The organism is Streptomyces sp. P9-A2, from assembly GCF_036634175.1.
GTDB classification, from domain to species: Bacteria; Actinomycetota; Actinomycetes; order Streptomycetales; family Streptomycetaceae; genus Streptomyces; species Streptomyces pratens.
Map to the genome: position 1 here is coordinate 5,522,521 of NZ_JAZIFX010000001.1, position 17,799 is coordinate 5,540,319.

Annotated in this window: 14 protein-coding genes and 2 pseudogenes; 6 read left to right on the forward strand and 10 right to left on the reverse strand. The window is 71.9% G+C overall.

Translation table 11 applies throughout. From position 1 onward, the window contains the following. Window positions 1–145: 145 nt before the first annotated feature. From V4Y04_RS25240 to V4Y04_RS25260, 5 genes are all read left to right on the forward strand, one after another. Window positions 146–3,265 carry a sensor histidine kinase gene (locus tag V4Y04_RS25240; RefSeq protein WP_332430599.1) on the forward strand — a complete coding sequence of 1,040 codons (3,120 nt, stop codon included), beginning with the start codon at window positions 146–148 and terminating at the stop codon, window positions 3,263–3,265. After that, window positions 3,262–3,831 (forward strand): roadblock/LC7 domain-containing protein, encoded by a 570-nt coding sequence (locus V4Y04_RS25245; RefSeq protein WP_332430600.1) that lies wholly within the window; start codon window positions 3,262–3,264, stop codon window positions 3,829–3,831. Before V4Y04_RS25240 ends, V4Y04_RS25245 begins: the two co-directional genes overlap by 4 nt. Beyond that, window positions 3,828–4,250, forward strand: a complete 423-nt coding sequence (locus V4Y04_RS25250) for a DUF742 domain-containing protein (RefSeq protein WP_332430601.1) — start codon at window positions 3,828–3,830, stop codon at window positions 4,248–4,250. Before V4Y04_RS25245 ends, V4Y04_RS25250 begins: the two co-directional genes overlap by 4 nt. Beyond that, window positions 4,231–4,869: a GTP-binding protein gene (locus V4Y04_RS25255; RefSeq protein ID WP_332430602.1), complete on the forward strand. Its 639-nt coding sequence runs from the start codon at window positions 4,231–4,233 to the stop codon at window positions 4,867–4,869. Before V4Y04_RS25250 ends, V4Y04_RS25255 begins: the two co-directional genes overlap by 20 nt. Before the next feature lie 240 nt (window positions 4,870–5,109). After that, a complete protein-coding gene (locus V4Y04_RS25260) occupies window positions 5,110–6,372 on the forward strand; it encodes a styrene monooxygenase/indole monooxygenase family protein (protein WP_332430603.1) in 1,263 nt (420 codons plus the stop codon). A gap of 17 nt (window positions 6,373–6,389) precedes the next feature. Here V4Y04_RS25260 and V4Y04_RS25265 read toward each other — a convergent pair. The 6 genes and pseudogenes from V4Y04_RS25265 to V4Y04_RS25290 form a co-directional block, all read right to left on the reverse strand. Further along, window positions 6,390–8,028: pseudogene (locus tag V4Y04_RS25265) on the reverse strand (IS200/IS605 family accessory protein TnpB-related protein). Continuing rightward, a pseudogene (locus V4Y04_RS25270) lies at window positions 8,021–8,595 on the reverse strand (IS607 family transposase). The pseudogenes V4Y04_RS25265 and V4Y04_RS25270 overlap by 8 nt, the downstream one beginning before the upstream one ends. Window positions 8,596–8,645: 50 nt before the next feature. Then, window positions 8,646–9,893, reverse strand: a complete 1,248-nt coding sequence (locus V4Y04_RS25275) for a C40 family peptidase (protein ID WP_332430604.1) — start codon at window positions 9,891–9,893, stop codon at window positions 8,646–8,648. A gap of 102 nt (window positions 9,894–9,995) precedes the next feature. After that, the gene (locus tag V4Y04_RS25280; RefSeq protein WP_332430605.1) at window positions 9,996–10,325 is read right to left on the reverse strand and encodes a hypothetical protein; all 330 of its coding nucleotides are present in this window, start codon (window positions 10,323–10,325) and stop codon (window positions 9,996–9,998) included. A gap of 104 nt (window positions 10,326–10,429) precedes the next feature. After that, window positions 10,430–11,083: a TetR/AcrR family transcriptional regulator gene (locus V4Y04_RS25285; RefSeq protein WP_332430606.1), complete on the reverse strand. Its 654-nt coding sequence runs from the start codon at window positions 11,081–11,083 to the stop codon at window positions 10,430–10,432. Window positions 11,084–11,302: 219 nt separating this feature from the next. After that, window positions 11,303–12,247 carry an AurF N-oxygenase family protein gene (locus tag V4Y04_RS25290; RefSeq protein WP_332430607.1) on the reverse strand — a complete coding sequence of 315 codons (945 nt, stop codon included), beginning with the start codon at window positions 12,245–12,247 and terminating at the stop codon, window positions 11,303–11,305. 213 nt (window positions 12,248–12,460) lie between these two features. On the opposite strand from V4Y04_RS25290, the gene V4Y04_RS25295 reads away from it, so the two are divergent. Beyond that, window positions 12,461–13,072, forward strand: a complete 612-nt coding sequence (locus V4Y04_RS25295; protein WP_443080078.1) for a Uma2 family endonuclease — start codon at window positions 12,461–12,463, stop codon at window positions 13,070–13,072. 6 nt (window positions 13,073–13,078) lie between these two features. Here the strand turns inward: V4Y04_RS25295 and V4Y04_RS25300 are convergent, their stop codons facing one another. The 4 genes from V4Y04_RS25300 to V4Y04_RS25315 all read right to left on the reverse strand — a co-directional run bounded on the left by V4Y04_RS25300 (window position 13,079) and on the right by V4Y04_RS25315 (window position 17,762). Then, window positions 13,079–13,588: a DUF3291 domain-containing protein gene (locus V4Y04_RS25300; protein ID WP_332430608.1), complete on the reverse strand. Its 510-nt coding sequence runs from the start codon at window positions 13,586–13,588 to the stop codon at window positions 13,079–13,081. 70 nt (window positions 13,589–13,658) lie between these two features. Continuing rightward, complete coding sequence (locus V4Y04_RS25305) at window positions 13,659–15,116, reverse strand: penicillin-binding transpeptidase domain-containing protein (protein ID WP_332430609.1); 1,458 nt, start codon at window positions 15,114–15,116, stop codon at window positions 13,659–13,661. Beyond that, window positions 15,113–16,498 carry an FtsW/RodA/SpoVE family cell cycle protein gene (locus V4Y04_RS25310; RefSeq protein ID WP_332430610.1) on the reverse strand — a complete coding sequence of 462 codons (1,386 nt, stop codon included), beginning with the start codon at window positions 16,496–16,498 and terminating at the stop codon, window positions 15,113–15,115. Before V4Y04_RS25310 ends, V4Y04_RS25305 begins: the two co-directional genes overlap by 4 nt. A 43-nt stretch (window positions 16,499–16,541) precedes the next feature. Continuing rightward, window positions 16,542–17,762 (reverse strand): hypothetical protein, encoded by a 1,221-nt coding sequence (locus V4Y04_RS25315; RefSeq protein WP_332430611.1) that lies wholly within the window; start codon window positions 17,760–17,762, stop codon window positions 16,542–16,544. Window positions 17,763–17,799 lie beyond the last annotated feature (37 nt).

Here is a 17,799-nt window from a genome sequence, read left to right on the forward strand (position 1 = left end):
TCGGGGAGCGACGGGGGCGTCTCGCTGCCCGAGCGCGACCGGCCGTCCGCCAGGGCGTACGCCCTCGACACGGGCAGGGCGTAGGTACCTGTTGACGGAACGTCACCCCGACCCAAGGGCACACGAGTCAGGAATGCGAGCACCGGTGCAGAAGACGCGGCCTCGTCGCACAGGCAAGCAGACGCCCTCCGCGGGGGACGCTGAGCAGAAGCCCGCCGTCGGCCGGGGCCGCCCCACGCATGTGCGCAACCGGCTCATCGTGGCCGTCGCGGTCGTGGCCGCGGCGATCGCCGGCGCCGGGGCGCCCTCCCTGCTCACCGCCTCCGGGCAGTTGAGCGACTCCCAGAACCTGGTGACCCGGGCCGAGCAGACCCAGGACGCCCTCGCCCTCGCGCACTCGCTCGCCGACGAGCGGGACGATGTGACGTCCTACATCGCGGCCGGCCGCCCCAAGGCCAAGGCGCCCGCCGAGCAGCACAGCACCCGCGTCGACCGGCAGGTCGAGGAGCTGCGCGCCGACTCCGGCACCTCGGCCGTGATGCGTGACGACCTCGAGGCCATCGCGGCCCTGCGCAGGGCCGCGCTCACCGGCAAGAGCAGCGCGATCGAGGCGCACCAGGCGTACTCCACCGCCATCACCCAGCTGCACCGGCTCGCCGAGCAGCTCGCGGAGGAGACCCCGCCCCGGGCCGGCTCCGGCTCCTACGCGCTCGCCGAACTGGACACCGCCGTTCAGCAGGCCGCCGCCACCCGCGGGCTGCTGCTCGCCGCCCTCAACGTGCCGAGCACCACCCAGACCGTGATCGACCCCATCACCGGTCTGCCCACCACGGCCACCTCCACGTCGGACGCCGACGCCGAGCGGCGCGACGCGCTGACCGCGGCCGCCCTCCAGGCCCGCGTGCGCTCCGACGCCGCGCTCGCCGACTTTCGCGAGACGGCGCCCAAGGCCGCCCGCGCCTCGTACGACTCCACGGTCACCGGCCCCGAGGTGGACGCCGCCGAGAAGTACCTCAAGAACCTCACCGACGAGCCGACCCTCTCCGACGAGGAACTCGCCACCGGCTCCAAGAAACTGGCGGCCGCGCTCACCGCCCGCGTGGAGGCGATGCGCGGAGTCGAGTCCGCCCTCTTCGACCAGCGCACCAAGGACCTCGCCCAGCTGCGCGACGACGACGTCACCGCGCTCGAGATCCGCGTCGCCCTTCTCGGCGCCCTCATGCTGCTCGCGGTCGGCGTCGCCACCGCCATGGCCCGTACCCTCACCCGTCCGCTGTCCGTGCTGCGCCGCGGTTCCGCCCGGCTCGCCGGTGCGGAGAACCCGGTCGGTGAGGAACCGGTCGCGTTCACCGGGCGCAACGACGAGTTCGCCCAGGTGGTCCGCTCCGTCAACGCCCTGCACGCGCACGCCGCACAGCTCACCGGGCGGATCAGCACGCTGGAGGCCGACCGCAAGCATCTCGTCGCTCAGCGACAGCGGATGGCCGACGCCCGCGAGGAGCTGCGTACCCAGGTCACCGAGTCAGCCGCCCACCTGGAGCAGCTGCGCAGCAGCATCGGCGGCACCTTCGTCAGCCTGGCGCTGCGCACCCTCGGCCTGGTCGAACGGCAACTCGGCGTCATCGAGGGCCTGGAGGAGCGTGAGGACGACCCGGACCGCCTGGCCACCCTGTTCAAGCTCGACCACTTCGCCACGGTGATGCGCCGGCACAGCGAGAACCTCCTCGTCCTCGCCGGTACCGAACATGTCCAGCACTCGGCGAGCCCGGTGCCGCTCGTCGACGTCGTACGGGCCGCGGTCAGCGAGATCGAGCGCTACGAGCGGGTCCGTATCGCCTCGCTGCCGCCGCACGCGCACATCGCCGGGTTCGCCGCCGACGACATCAGCCATCTGCTCGCCGAACTCATGGAGAACGCGACCTCGTTCTGCCCGCCCGACCTGCCCGTCGAGGTCTCCGGCTGGCTCCTGGAGAGCGGCGAGGTCATGCTCTCCGTGCAGGACGAGGGCATCGGCATGACCGGGGAGCGGCTGGAGCGGCTCAACGCCCGCCTGTCCGACTTCGACCCGGAGGCGCCCTACGAGAAGGAGGGCGAGGACGGCCTCGGGCTCGGCCTGTACGTCGTCGCCCGGCTCGCCCAGCGGCACGGGGTGCGGGTGAAGCTGCGGGAGCAGAAGCAGGGCGGTGTCGCCGCGGTCGTGGTCCTGCCCATGACCCTGCTGGCCGCCGCCACCCCGGGAGCCGTACCGGCCTCGGGTCCCGCCGCCGACGGCTCACCCCGTGTCTCCCTGCCCGGCGCGGACGCCGAGGCCAACTCCAACGTCCTGCACGGCCGCACGGAGGAGGGCGACCCGCTGGTCGCCCTGGCGGAGCAGACGGTACGACGGCAGGAGCAGCCCGCGGCGAAGGAAGCCGAGGCCAAGGAATCTGCCGCGGACGAGCACGCGGACGAGTCTGCCGGGGAGCGGTCCGCGGAGCCCGCGACGGACGACGCGACGGAGCCGACGCCCTCCCGGTCCCCCTCCGGGACTGCCCCTGGGACCGCCTCCGTGACGGCTGACGCGGACGGAACCGTCGACGGCACCGCCGAAGGTCTGGACGCGACGCACGAACGGCCCGCCGAGATCACCATGGAGCTGCTGATCCCGGCGCCCGCGCAGGCGGCCGACGAGCAGCCCGTACGGCCGTCCGCCGGGGCCTCCAGGCCTGCCGGGACCGCAGCGGACCCCGGCGCCGACACCCCGGCCGCCCACCCCGGCCACCCGGTCGACGACGCCCCCGTGGCCGTCGACCTCACGGCCGACCCGCAGGCCGCGGCCGTCCCGGCGCCCGCTCCCGCTCCCGACGCCCGGCCGGAGCCCACGCCGGAGCCCGGGCCCGCGCCCGTGCTGCCGACCGGGTCCGCACCCGCACCGGCACCCGCGCGCGGTTCCGCACCGGCCCCCGTAGCCGAGCACACGCGCGTGTCCGACGGCCCGGAGGCAGAGCGGGCGGCACAGCCGGAACCGGTCACCGACAAGGGCCTGCCCAAGCGCACACCGAAGATCACCGCACCCGTCGAGACACCCCGGCAGCGCAGCGGCTCGGTGGACGCCGAAGCCCTGCGCCGCCGTCTCGGCGGCTTCCGCCGGGGGGCGGACGCCGGACGCCGGGACGTCGAGGTGGAGATCACCCAGGAGGCGGGCCCGCACCGATCGCCGTCCACCGCGGACGCCGCCACATCCGAAGAAGCCACGGGGGGCACCGTCGAGGAGGCAACGAGTTGACCGCGCCGAGTACCTTCGGACTGAGTAGTGAAGCCCGCAACCTGCACTGGCTGCTGACCAACCTCGTCGAGGAGGTTCCCGGCATCCTCTCGGTCGCGGTGGTCTCCTCCGACGGCCTGCTGTTGCTTTCCTCGGACCCTGACCACGCGAAGAACCGAGCGGACTCGGGCGAGGGCGCCCGGACCGCCGGGGTGCCCGGAGCGCGGGCCGGGAAACGCGCCGGCCCGCGCGGCTCCGCCGCCGATCTGGCCACCGTCGTCTCGGGCATCTGCAGCCTCACCGTCGGCGCCGCCAAGCTGATGGACTACGGCCAGGTCAGGCACACCATGGTGGCGATGGACGAGGGCAGTCTGTTCGTGATGTCGATCAGTGACGGCTCGCTGCTCGGTGTGCACGGATCCGCGGACGTCGACATGAGCGTGGTGGCGTACCACATGGCGCTGTTCGTGGGCAGGGCCGGCCATGTCCTGACCCCCGAACTCCGCAGTGAACTGCGCGTCTCCATGGAGAACACAGACCTGGAGAACACAGCCATGGAGAACGAGTCCACCAGGAGTCCCCGTTGAGCGGTAAGCCCAGGAAGAACCTCCCGGTACGTGGCGGCGACCGCAAACCCGCGAGGGTCCGCCCCTACTCGTTCACCGGCGGCCGTACCCGCTTCGGGCATGTGCTCCTCGTCGAGACCTTCGTGGCGAGCACCGCCGAGCTGGAGGCCGCCGAGGAGCGCAAGGAGCTTCCGAAGGGCTCACTGAAGTCGACGTTGATGCCGGAGCTGCGGGCCATCGTCGAACTGTGCCGCCGTATGCGAACGGTGGCCGAGATCGCCGCGCTGCTGAAGATGCCGCTCGGCGTGGTCCGCGTGCTCCTGAGCGATCTCGCGGACCAGGGAAAGATCCGTGTCTACGGAACGGGAACCGGCCATGGCACGGGCCGCCCGGACCGCGCGTTGCTGGAAAGGGTGCTGAGTGGACTCCGCCGTCTCTGAGGCCGTTCAAGGCGTCACTCCGCTCGACGAGGGCGACGAACCGTTGCTGCCCTGGCAGACGGACCGCACCCGCGCCCCGATCGCCACGAAGATAGTGGTGGCCGGCGGTTTCGGTGTCGGCAAGACCACGTTGGTCAGGACCGTCTCGGAGATCAGGCCTCTGGAGACCGAGGCGCTGATGACCGAGGCGAGCGCGGGGACCGACGACCTCACCTCCACGCCGGACAAGCTCACCACCACCGTGGCGATGGACTTCGGCCGGATCACGCTCGACGACGACCTGGTGCTCTACGTCTTCGGCACCCCCGGTCAGCAGCGGTTCTGGTTCATGTGGGACGACCTGGCGCGCGGTGCGATCGGCGCGGTCGTCATGGCCGACACCCGTCGGCTCAAGGACTGCTTCCCGGCACTCGACTACTTCGAGAGCTGTGGGCTGCCGTACGTCGTCGCGGTCAACCACTTCGACGAGACCGAGCTGTTCGAGCCGGACGACGTGCGGGAGGCGCTCACCATCCCCTCCCGCATACCTGTCATGATCATGGATGCGCGGCGTCGGATCTCGGTCATCGAGACCCTCCTGTCCCTGGTGGGTCACGCGCTCGAGGAAACCTCGGAGTAACCCGGAAGTCCCGTCCGGCCGCCGGAAACCCCGCCGGGCGGCCGGAAACCCCGTCGGGCGGCCGGGGAACCTCGCCCGGCCGACCGGAAACCCCGTCCGGTCACCGGAAACCCCGTCGGGCGGCCGGGGAACCTCGCCCGGCCGACCGGAAACCCCGTCCGGTCACCGGGAGTCCCGCCCGGCGGCCGGGCACCCCCGCCCGGCCGACCGGAAGCCCTCGTCCAGCCAGGAGAACCCCGTATGCGGAAGATACTCGTCGTCGGAGCCGGCCAGTCCGGTCTCCAGCTCGCCCTCGGTCTTCAGTCGCACGGGTACGAGGTCACCCTGATGTCCAACCGGACCGCGGACGAGATCCGCACCGGCCGGGTGATGTCGACGCAGTGCATGTTCCACACGGCCCTGCAGCACGAGCGCGATCTCCAGCTGAACTTCTGGGAGTCCCAGGCCCCGAAGATCCAGGGGCTCGGTGTCTCGGTCGCGGCCCCCGGCTCGCACGACCCGGGCCCGACGCAGCGCGCGATCAACTGGCTGGGCAGGCTCGACGGGTTCGCGCAGTCGGTCGACCAGCGGGTGAAGATGGCGGGCTGGATGGACACGTTCGCGCAGCGCGGCGGTCAGCTGGTCATCCATGGTGCGGCCGTCGGCGACCTGGACTACTTCTCCCGTACGTACGACCTCGTGCTCGTCGCCGCGGGCAAGGGCGAGCTCGTGCAGATGTTCGGCCGCGACGCCTCGCGCTCCCCGTACGCCGAGCCGCAGCGCGCCCTCGCGGTGGCCTACGTCCACGGGATGGACCCGCGTCCGGAGCACCCGGACACCGAGGCGGTCCGCTGCAACATCGTCCCCGGCGTCGGCGAGATGTTCATCATGCCGACGCTCACCACGTCGGGCCGCGCCGACATCCTGTTCTGGGAGGGCATACCCGGCGGCCCGCTGGACGCTTTCAAGGACGTCAAGGACCCGGCGGAGCACCTCTCCCTGACCCTGGAACTCATGGAGACGTTTCTCCCCTGGGAGTACGCGCGGGCCACCAAGGTCGAACTGACCGACGCCGGCGGCACCCTCGCCGGCCGCTACGCCCCGACCGTCCGCAACCCCGTCGGCACGCTGCCCGGCGGCGGCCTGGTCCTCGGTGTCGCCGACGTGGTCGTGGCCAACGACCCGATCACCGGTCAGGGCTCCAACTCCGCGTCCAAGTGCGCCGCCTCCTACCTCGCCTCCATCGTCGAGCACGGTGAGGCGCCGTTCGACGAGGCGTGGATGCGGGGAACCTTCGACCGGTACTGGGACACCGCCCAGCACGTCACCAAGTGGACCAACGCCATGCTGGCCCCGCCGCCCCCGCACGTCCTCGACGTCCTCGGCGCCGCCGGTGGTCTCCAGCCCGTCGCCGACCGGTTCGTCAACTGCTTCGACGACCCGGCCGACCTCGAGAACTTCTTCTACGACCCGGACAAGGCCGGCGCCTACCTGGCGGAGGTCTCGGGGGCCGTGGGAGCGTAACCGGGCGCGTACCGTTCCTAGTCAGTGAGCGAAAGTGAGTCTTGGACCCATTCCCGCTCACTGCGGACATCCCGAACGGTGTTGGGTGTCCTGGTCGCCCGCTTTCGCTCCGTGTCCGGCTGCGCGGATCGTGTCCGTGGTCCGGGTACATGGGGGCGGGTTTCCTCACGCCCCGGGATGCCCGGTCGGGCCTGGACGGTCCGATGCCCCCGCACGATCGCTCCGGTCGTGCGGGGGCGGTGCCGTCCGTCGCCGGATCGGGTGCCCCAGGGCGCGTCGTCCGATCGCCACGGCTGCCGCCTGGTGGCGAGTGGTCTTGCGCTTGCCGGTCGTGAGGGGCTTTTGCCAGTGCTGGGCGCCCCACATGCTGGTGTAGGCGGGGTCGACGGCGATCACGCCGAGTCCGGCTTCGGCGCACATGGAGACGAGGCGTGCGCGGAGTTTTCCGGTCGGGATGCCGCAGACGAGCTGCCGGAACCGCTTCTTGCGGCCGTGCTTCTCCCTGGTCTTTTGGTCGGAGAAGTCCAGGTCCTCGATTGCGATGGCCTGCACGCCGGTCTGTCTGGCCCAGTGCAGGAGGCGGGTGAGGGCATGCCGCAACTGGGCGTCACGGTGGCCGGCGTGGCCGGACAGGTCGTAGGAGAACTGCCGTGGTGCGCCGGCCGGGTTGCCGTGCTCGTCGAGGCGGTGGGCGGCGAGGTGGTCGGTGTTCATGTCGACGCCGGCCAGGCCGCCGGTGCGCAGGGCGGTCAGGGGCGCGACGGGGAGATCCTTGCGGGTCCAGGACGCGTCCAGGTACCAGCGGTCACGGGAGACGTCGTGGTGGATGCGGTAGGCGACGGCGCGGTTGCCGGTGACCCGGTCCGCCCACTCCTGGCCCCGGTGGGGGAAGGCGACGGCGCCGATGAGGGCGTACCGGCCCCGGGGCGCGTTGGCGAGATGCTCCAGGGGCCTGGGCAGCTTGATGGCGACCTCGCCGTTGGGGGTGACGCGGATCGTCTCGTTGCCGTGCCGCTTGCCGGATTCACCGTCGGCGGTCAAAAACCGGCGTGCCGCCTGCCACTTTTGACGCCACCGCTCTTCGGTCCTGTGCGCGTCGGTGAGGTGGTGGCGCTGGTGCAGCAGGCGTCGCCCGCCCCGCACCACGGAGACTTTTCCGGCTTCCCGCTCGGCGCGGACCTCCTCGAAGCGGTGCTCCAGGATGGCCAGGCGGCGGGACTTGTGGAACCACTGGTGTCTGCTGCGGTATCCGCCGGGCCTGCCCCGGCTGCCCTTCTCCCCCAGGGGCAGGGACAGCCGGTGACGGAGCATGCGGATTCCGGCGTCCAGGGACTGCAGGTGAGCATGCTGGGCCCGGCGCGACAGAGCCCACTGGTCGTGGGTGTTGGCCGTGACGGATCCCGCCCAGCGGGAGGAGGACTCGGCGGTCAAATCCCGCTTGCGGTCGGCCCAGGTGGTGGTGGAGTGCTCCAGGCCGTCCTGGCAGCGCCGGGCCAGATCCCGCCCGGCCAGGCGGCCCATGTGCTCACCGACCAGCCGCAGCACCTCCTCGTCCTGGGGCGTGAGTCCCTTGAGGCGGGTACGGATGCTGACACCGGCGGGTTTGTCGGCGACGAACGGGCGGGCGATGGACCTGAGCGGCTTCTTCTCAGCCATGCCCGGCGGCTTCCAGCGCGGCCCGGGCATGGTTCTTCGCCGACCTGCGCCCGTACAGGCGGGCACAGAGCGACGTCAGGACCTGCGTCATGTCCCGCACCAGATCATCCTCGACCTCGCCGTCGTCGAGCACGACCAGACGGCGGCCCGTCGCGGACAGGGCGGCCTCGACGAGTTCGGTATTCATCCGGCCCAGCCGGTCCCTGTGCTCGACCACGACCACGGTCACCTCGGGGTCGGCGAGCAGGCGCCCGGCCTTCGGCCGGCGGCCGTTCATCCCCGAGCCGACCTCCGACTCGACACGCACCACACGATGACCGGCCCTCGCCGCCCACCCCGACAGCCGGCCACCTGACGCTCCAGATCCGCCTTCTGATCATGCGACGACACCCGGGCGTACAAACCCAGCCCGCCCACCGTCGCGGGCACGGCAAAAGCGTCGATGTTCACCAGGATCGTGCGCGGACCCACCCGCTGAGCAGGCACCGGCAACGTCCCCTCACGAAACCACCGGTACGCCGTCTGCGGGTGTACACCCTGCGCCTTGGCCCACTCCGTCAGATTCACAACCGGACAACGACACTCACCCGTGCACGGTCACGCTCACTCACTCGACTTTATGGAGCAGCAGCTGAGAACCCCTGGTCGGGTCCCTCCGTCGCCCCCTCGGGGAGCCCGGGCGGCACATAGCGCCGCAGGGGCTCCCCGTCCGGGTCGGGGCGTACGGCGCCCAGGACCGGGTTGGCCGCGATCGGGGAGACCTTCACCCGCGCGCCGGGACGCGGCGCCTGCACCACCATTCCGTCGCCGAGGTAGAGGGCGACGTGCGTGGCGTCGGGGAAGTACACGACGAGGTCACCCGGCCGCAGTTCGGCCAGTGGCACCCGGTCCAGCCGCGCCCACTGCTCCTGACTGGTCCGGGGCACCGGCGTCCCGGCCGCCCGCCACGCCTGGGAGGTCAGCCCCGAGCAGTCGTACGCCTCGGGGCCCTCGGCGCCCCACTCGTACGGCTTCCCGATCTGCTCCACCGCGTACCGCAGGGCCCGGTCGCCCACCGCGGAGGGCGTGCGCCCGGTATCGGGAGCGCTCGGGGCGGCCTGGGCGCCCGGAGCAGCCGGGGCACCGGGGGCGCCCGGCGCGCCGAGGGCTCCGGAAGCCATGAACTCCGCCTGGTCCTCGGCCGCTTCGGTCCGCTCCAGCTCGGCGAGCGCCGCCAGTTGGCCCGGGGTGAGCGAGGCGAGCAGTTCCTCGACCTCGTCGAGCCGCTCGCGCACCGCGTCGCGCTGCTTGCCTCGCCGTTCGGTGAGGGCGAGCTGGTCGTCGAGTGCCTTGCGGGCTTGTCGGGCGAGTGCCTCGGCCCGCTGCTCGTCGTCGGTCAGCCGGCCCACCGTGTCCGCGCGGTTGCGTGCCAGCCGTCCGATCACATGCCCCTGGTCGAGCGCGTGCTGCGGATCGCGGGCCAGCAGCAGCCGTACGTACGGGGAGATCCCGGTGCTGTTCTGGTACTGCTGCCGGGCCAGCCGCCCGGCGGCACCCCGGCTGTCGTGCAGGGAGAGCCGGGCGGAGGCGAGGGCACGGTCCAGCCGCCGTGTCTCGGCACGCTGCTTCGCCAGCCGCTCCTCGGTGGCGTTGTAGGCCTCGGTGGCCTTCCCGGTCTCGCGGTACAGCCGCTGAAGGTCCGTCAGCAGCTCGGCGACGGACCGGCCGTCGGGCGATGCCGGCCCGACGGCGGCCGCGCTGTCCCCGGAGAGCTCCGCCGCGGTACTCCCCGGTGGTTCCGGAAGGGCCGTCGCGGGCCCCGGTACGAGAACGGTGCCGACCGCGACCGCCGCCGTACACGCCAGACGCAGAAACATTCCTGGCACACCATCACCTCCGATGCGGGCGGCTCCTCCGCTCCGCACCGTGAGCATCCGGCGGCCCGGCCGGGTCCGCTCGCCGGATGTGCGCGGTTCGGCGCAACGGCGTCACCCGTCGGCGTCGTCCGGCTTGCCGCGCGGCGTGGCGTCCGGATCGGCGGCCGGACCGCGGGTGCGCGCGGACCACGGCCACCTCGGGCGGTCGGCCGTCGCCGCCCCGTCCGGGTCGTACCGGTACTTCCACCCCTGGGTCAGCCCGAGCCGGCCGCTCTGCCGCCGGGGTACACGCCGGTAGACCAGCACCGTGGGCGGGCCGCCGTCCGGGGCCGGGACGGGGATGCGGTACGTCTTGGGCGGGTGCCCGGTGATGCCCAGCAGCACGGGCAGGACGCGCCCGTCCATGGGCCCGCCCTCGAAGGGAGTGTCCTGACTTTTCACGGCACCAGTGTCGGCCATGCCCCCACGCAGGGCGTCCACCGGCTGCCCGTCCCGCAGGTCGCCGCCGCAGCGTTCTCCGTCGCACCGGTCGTCCGCCCGACGGATCAGCCGTCCTCCGACAGCGCCCGGACGAGGACCGCGGTCTCCGCGTCGCGTCGCGCGGTCACCTCCAGGGCGGCCAGGAACTGCTCCACGAGCCAGTCCCGCAGCTCACCGACGGGCAGCAGCCTGTCCTCGTCGAGCCAGATCAGCGAGGCCGCCTCCACGGCGGTGATCCACATCCGGATGGTCATCCGCAGCCGGGGACCCGGCCCGGCGGCCCCGAGATGGCGGAGGATGTGCTCGGCGGCGGCCCGGCGCACCCCGTCGACGATGGCGGTCGTACGGGAGGTCTCCACCACGCTCCCGCCCTGCAGCAGCGCGCTGAACCCGGTGCCGTGCCCGTCGACGAAGGCGAGATACCGGTCGAGCGCCCTGGCCAGCCGGGGCAGCAGCGGGCCCTCGCGGGGCTCATCGAAGCAGTCCCGCAATTCGTCGGCGGCGGACCGGAGCGCCGCTTCGTACAACTGCTGCTTGCCGCCCGGGAAGTACCGGTACACCAGGGGCCGCGACACCCCGGCGGCCTCCGCCACGTCGTCCAGCGACACCTCGTCGGGCGCGCGGTGGGCGAAGAGGGACAGCGCGGTGTCGAGCAGTTGTCCGCGCCGCTCCTCGACGCCGAGGCGCCGGTAGGCGGGGGTGGGGGCCGACGAGGTCATGCCCGCAGCGTAACCGCCCGCCCCCGACGGCTGCCCCGGCGCCCGCCCGGCGCCTGCGCCGGCAGCGTTCAGGCCAGGAGTCCGGATGATTTCCACAGTCGCCGTCCGGGCCCGCGCAGCACCCCGATGTCGTCCAGGCTGTGTCGATGTGCGGCTCCGCCGCGTGGCGGTGGGCCGCTTGGTGGGTGCCGGGGTGCCGGGGTGCCGGGGTGGCAGCGTTCAGGCCAGGAGTCCGGATGATTTCCACAGTCGCCGTCCGGGCCCGCGCAGCACCCCGATGTCGTCCAGGAAGTCCGTGAGCCGCTTCGAGCCCTGCTGCATCACGTCCCGCCGGTGCGCGCTGGCTCTGACCTGGGCGACGGCCTCACGCTTGTCCAGTCCGACGTTCGTGTAGACGTCCGGGTTGATGAACGCCACCGAGAAGACGCGGGCGAACTCGCCGGAGGTGACCCGGGTGAACTCCTGCGACCACTTCGGCGCGGTCACCATCTGGCGCCGCAGCTCCTCACGGGCGTAGCGCACATGCCGGGCCTCCTCGACGACGTGGATGCGCGTGACACCCCGGATCAGCGGCTGGACGCGCTCGTCGGGGAAGGTCAGCCGCTGCATCCAGTCCAGGAGCTCCTCGCCGAGCAGGGTCGCCGTGAAGGAGCCGGGCGTGGTGGAGATGGTCTTGAACAGCCGTCCGAGGTGCTGGTGCACCGGGCTCACCGGGTACCAGGGGGTGCCGCCGCGAGTGATCAGCCGGGCGAACATCCTGGAGTGCCGGCACTCGTCCTCGATCTCGGTGAGCGCGTACCGTACGTGCGCGCTCGTGGCCGCCTTGCCGTAGACGTGCCGCACGAGCAGCTGCATCAGAATCAGCTCGAACCAGATGCCGAGCGAGGCGAGCGCCGCCGCCTCGTGCCGCGACAGCAGGACGCGCTGCTCCTCGCCCATCCGCTTCCACAGCGGGGTGCCGTACAGCGAGACCAGCTCCGGCGGCCAGAACCACAGGCCCTCCGCGAAGGGCGCGTCCCAGTCCAGCTCCTTGTCCGGGTCGAAGGAGTGCCTGGCGGAGGCGTCGAGCAGCCGCTCGGCCACCTGCTCCCGGTCCTTGAGCAGGCCGAGCGCGTCACGCAGCCCGTCGAGGGCGTCGGCGTCCGTCAGCGGCTGGGTCGTCATGGCGATTCCACCTCGTGGGCGTAGCGGGTTACCGGCGAGTCACGTCACTTATGAGACTGCTTGTCAGCAAGCCCGTCAATGCCTTGGGCGCAACTTGTCGCGGGACGGTCCGCCCGGTGCGAGCGTCAACGGCGCACACTCCGGATCACCTCATGGAGCGTCGTATCGGCGTTCGCCCTGGGTACGCTGGCAATGCCGGTCAGACTCCAGCGCATGGGAGCAATGATGAGCGCCGTACGCGACTCCGAGTTGGACGAGGACTACCAGTGGCCGCGCCCGCCGAAGGACGGCTGGACGGCGGACGACCTCGACGAGCTTCCCCACCTGCCTCCGCACACGGAGCTGATCGACGGGAGCCTTGTCTTCGTGGGTCCGCAGACCAATTTCCACTCACGTGTCATCCGCCTGCTGGACAACGCCCTGCTGGCTCAGGTGCCGGACGAGCTTGACGTCATCCGGGAGATGACCATCAAACTCGACCAGCGCAATCGGCCGGAGCCAGATGTTCTGGTGTTCCGGGCAGATGCCGACACCGGCCCGAGTCAGACCTGGTACCGGCCGGAGGACGTAGTGATCGCCATCGAGGTCGTCTCCAAGGACTCGGTGGAGCGGGACCGCGAGGCCAAGCCCCGTAAGTACGCCGCCGCGGGTATCGCGCACTACTGGCGCGTCGAGGAGAACGACGGGCTTCCCGTGGTCTACGTCTACGAGCTGGATCCGGCGACCAAGGCGTACGTACCCATGGGCATTTTCCACAACCGCCTCAAGCTGACCGTTCCCTTCTCCGTCGACATCGATCTCACCGCCGTCGACCGTCGTCGTTAGGCCGCACTAAACCGAGCAGCCCAGCCCGTCCGGCACGTCGCCCGGGACTGGGTCCGCGCCTCCCTGCGGGAACGACGTCCGGAGCGTGAACGCGTAGGGCGTCGGGCCGTGGGCGCGCAGGTGCAGCAGCCGCGCCTCCGCCTCCGCGACCGTGGGACGGTGGCCCTTCGGGACCCACCACAGGGTCGTCATCGCCTCCTTCACCTGCTCGAACCACTCCCGGCGCCGGGCCAGCATCTCCCGGTGCCGTCCCTGGTACATGTACGCGGTCAGGGTGTCGGTGTTCCGCCACACCGTCATGTTCAGGATCAGCCACGCGTCGTCGAAGACCGGCACGTCGGTGGCGTTCCCCTCCTCGCTCTGCAGGCGCCAGACGAAGCCGTCGGCGGCCTCGGCGTCCGCGTTCACCGGGTCGAGGTTGTCGATGAAGTCCTTCAACTGCGGTGAATCCAGAGGGGCCTTGAGACGGGCAATATTGACCTGGGCGAGTTCGTGCACGGGGATGGCTTCCGTCATGGGCCGAACGGTAGGCGGAAATAGGGGAGTTGGGCAGCCCTCGTCTCACCAGGTGATCCGCACAGCGGCGCTACGGCCTCAACACGGCCTCCATCACCGCCTTGGCGATCGGTGCCGCCGTGCCGCCGCCGCTGATCTCCCGGCGGCCGGCCGCCGCGTCCTCCACCACGACCGCCACCGCGACCTTCGCCTCCGCGTCCCCGTCGCCCTGCGCCCAGGACACGAACCAGGCGTACGGAGTACCGGAGTTGCCGATGCCGTGCTGGGCGGTGCCGGTCTTGCCGCCGACCACGGCGCCGCGGATCGCGGCGTTCGTGCCGGTGCCCTCCTCCACCACCCCCCGCATCAGGTCCCGCATCCGCTGCGCCGTCGACGGGTACATGGCCCGCCGGGACTGCCCGGGGCCGGCCGCCGACACCGTGCCGCCGCTCGCCCGGGTCGTGCGCTCCACCAGATACGGCTCCCGCACGTGCCCGTTGTCGGCGACGGCCGCCGCGACCATCGCCATCTGGAGGGGAGTGGCCCGCGTGTTGTACTGACCGATCGACGACAGGGCGAGCTGCGCCCGGTCCATCGTGGTGTCGAAGGTGCTGCGCGCCACCGGGAACGGCACCCGCAGCCCCTCCTCGTTGAATCCGAAGCCCTCCGCCGTGGCCGTCAGGTCCGTCAGCCCCGTGGTCACCCCCAGTTTGGCGAACACGGTGTTGCAGGACCAGGTGAACGCCTCCCGCACCGAGGCGTCCGCGCAGCCCCGGGACGCGTTCGTCAGCCGTGTCGTCGTCCCCGGCAGGGTGTACGGGTCGGGGGAGTCCGTCGGCGCGTCCAGATCGGTGACCGTGCCCGCGTCCAGCGCCGCCGCCGCGGTGACGACCTTGAACGTCGAACCCGGCGGATACGTCTGCCGCACGGCCCGGTTCAGCATCGGTCTGTCCGGATCGGCGTTCAGCCGGGCCCAGGCCCGCCGTGCCGCCGCCCCGTTCCCGGACAACAACTCCGGGTCGTAGGACGGGACGGACACCAGCGCCAGGATCCGCCCGGTCGACGGCTCCACCGCCGCCACCGCGCCCTTGCGTGAGCGCAGCCCTTCGTACGCGGCCCGCTGAGCGGCCGGGTGGATCGTCGTGACGACGTCGCCGCCCGCGTTGCGGGAGCGGGTGAAGTCGTTCCACAGCGGCAGCGGCTGAAGCAGCGGGTCGGTGCCCGCCAGCAGGCCGTCCTCCGTGTGCTCCAGCAGGGTCGTCCCGTACTCCTGTGAGGCGAAGCCGGTCACCGGCGCGTACAACGGGCCGTCGGCGTAGGTCCGTTCGTAGCGCAGGTGCTCCCCGGTGTCCCGCGAGCCGGTGACCGGGCGGTCGTCGACCAGGATGTCGCCGCGCGGCTGGTGGTAACGGGCGATGGTGTCACGGCGGTTGGCCGGGTTGTCGTCGTAGGCGTCGGCATGCAGCACCTGGACACGGGTGGCGTTCACCAGCAGGGCGAACAGCAGCAGCGCGCAGAACACGGCGGCCCGCCGGATGTACCGCGTCATGAACCCGCGCCCCCGCCCGACCCGCCGGGCGCGGGCCGTCCGTCCCCCCGGCGTGCCGAATCGCTCAGCCGGACCAGCAGCGCCACGATCGCCCAGTTGGTGACCACCGACGAACCCCCCTGCGCCAGGAACGGCATGGCCATCCCGGTCAGCGGGATCAGCCCCGTCACCCCGCCCGCGATCACGAACACCTGGAGGGCCACGATCGCGGCCAGCCCCACGGCGAGCAGCCGGCCGAACGGGTCGCGCAGCGCGAGGCCGGTCCGGTAGCCGCGCTCCACCAGCAGCCCGTACAGCAGGAAGATCGCGGAGAGCCCGACGAGACCCAGCTCCTCACCGGCCGTGGCCAGGATGAAGTCGGACTTGACCGCGAAGCCGATGAGCACGGAATGCCCGAGCCCCAGCCCGGTGCCGAGCAGTCCGCCCTCCGCGAAGGCGAACAGCGACTGCGCCAACTGGTTCGGGCCCTCACCCGCCTCGATCGAGGCGAACGGATTCAGCCAGGTCTCGATCCTGCTGTGCACATGCGGTTCCAGCCGGCCCACGGCCACCGCGCCCAGTGACGCCAGCAGCAGGCCGACGGCAAGCCAGCCGGTACGGCCGGTGGCGACGTACAGCACGACGACGAACAGACCGAAGAACAGCAGCGACGTGCCGAGATCCCGTTCCAGCACCAGCACGCCCACGCTCACCAGCCACACGGCGACGATCGGTCCCAGCACCCGCCCGGTGGGCAGCCGCAGCCGCCAGAACCGGCGGCCGGCATAGGTGAGCGCGCCACGGTTCTCCGCCAGGTACGCCGCGAAGAACACCGCGAGCAGCACCTTCGCGAACTCCCCCGGCTGGATGGAGAGCCCGGCGACCCGGATCCAGATACGGGCCCCGTTCACCGGAGGGAAGAGGATCGGCGCCGTGAGCAGGACGAGCCCCGAGACGGCGCACACGCGGGTGAAGCGCCGCAGCACCCGGTGGTCGCGCAGCAGCAGGACGACCGCGATGAACAGCGCCACGCCCAGCGTCGACCACACCAACTGGGTCGGGGCGGCCTTGTCGCCCGGTGTCTCCAGATCGAGCCGGTAGATCAGCACCAGGCCGAGCCCGTTGAGCAGGACGGCGATGGGGAGCGGGAGCGGGTCGGCCCAGGGTGCCCGCAGGCGCACCGCCAGATGCGCGACCAGCGCGAGCACGCCGAGCCCGGCGCCGTAACCGGCGGCGCCGGGCGGGACGGAGCCGTTCCTGGCGAAGCCGACGGCGCAGTAGCCGTACACCGACAGCAGGACGGCCAGGACGATGAGGGCGAGTTCGATGCCACGGCGCCGGGGGAGGGGAACGGTGGGCGTGGGCGGATCAGCCGTCGCCAGGGAGATTCCGGCCTTGCTCATGTCCGGAACTTACCCACATGTACCCTCTTGCGTGCTGCGTCAGTCAGCACCAGCGTGGCGCGGGCCCGATGTTGTCGATGTGGCGGGCGGCGCCCCAGGCCCAGGTTTTACCGTCGGTGACCAGGTACCAGAGCGGGTTGCCCTGGACGTTGTCCCCGCCGACCTTGCAGTAGATCGAGACGACATTGCCCTTGCGGGCGTACCGGATGACCCGTGCACCGCGGTCCGGCGAGGTGCGCAGGGCGAGCGAGGGCGCCGTGATGACACCCCTGTACCGGGCGTGGTCGCCGTGGCTGCCGTTGCCGCCTCCGCCGCCTCCGTTGCCGCCTCCGCCTCCGTTGCCTCCGCCTCCGCCATCGTTGCCGTTGCCGTTGCCGTTGCCGTTGCCGTTGCCGTGGCCGCCTCCGCCGTTGCCTCCGCCTCCGCCTCCGCCGCCTCCGTTGTTGCCGTTGCCTCCGCCATCGCCGCCGTTGCCGCCCCCGCCATCGCCTCCGCCGTTGCCGCCTCCGCCTCCGCCGCCTCCGTTGTTGCCGTTGCCGTGGCCGCCCCCGCCCCCGCCATCGCCTCCGCGTCCGCCATCGTTGCCGTTGCCTCCGCCATCGCCGCCGTTGCCGTTGCCGTTGCCTCCGCCATCGCCTCCGCGTCCGCCATCGTTGCCGTTGCCTCCGCCATCGCCGCCGTTGCCGTTGCCGTTGCCTCCGCCATCGCCGCCGTTGCCGCCTCCGCCACCGTTGCCGTTGCCGCCATCGCCTCCGCCGCCGTTGCCTCCGCCATCGCCTCCGCCGCCGTTGCCTCCGCCATCGCCGCCGTTGCCGTGGCCGCCCCCGCCATCGCCTCCGCCGTTGCCGCCTCCGCCTCCGCCGCCTCCGTTGTTGCCGTTGCCGTTGCCGTTGCCTCCGCCACCGCCTCCGCCACCGCCACCGTTGCCGCCATCGCCTCCGCCGCCGTTGCCTCCGCCATCGCCGCCGTTGCCGTTGCCCCAGTCGCCGCCGTTGCCGTTGTTGCCGTTGCCCCAGTCGCCGCCGTTGTCGCCCTGTTGTTCGGTCGTGCCGCCATCGCCGGTCTGCTGGTTCGAGTCGCCGTTGTCGCCGTTGCCGCCCTGCTGGCTCCAGCCAGACTCGTCGTCACCGCCCAGTGCGTCGCTCGCGATGGCGGGGACGACGGCGGCCGCGAGGGCCAGGGTGCCAACGGCCAGCGTCATCGGCAGGCGGCGGAGGCGACGGGAGCGCGAGGTGAGCGGTGAGCGCGGGGAGCGCCGTGACATGGAATACCTCCATATGGGGGCGAAGGGTTACAAGATG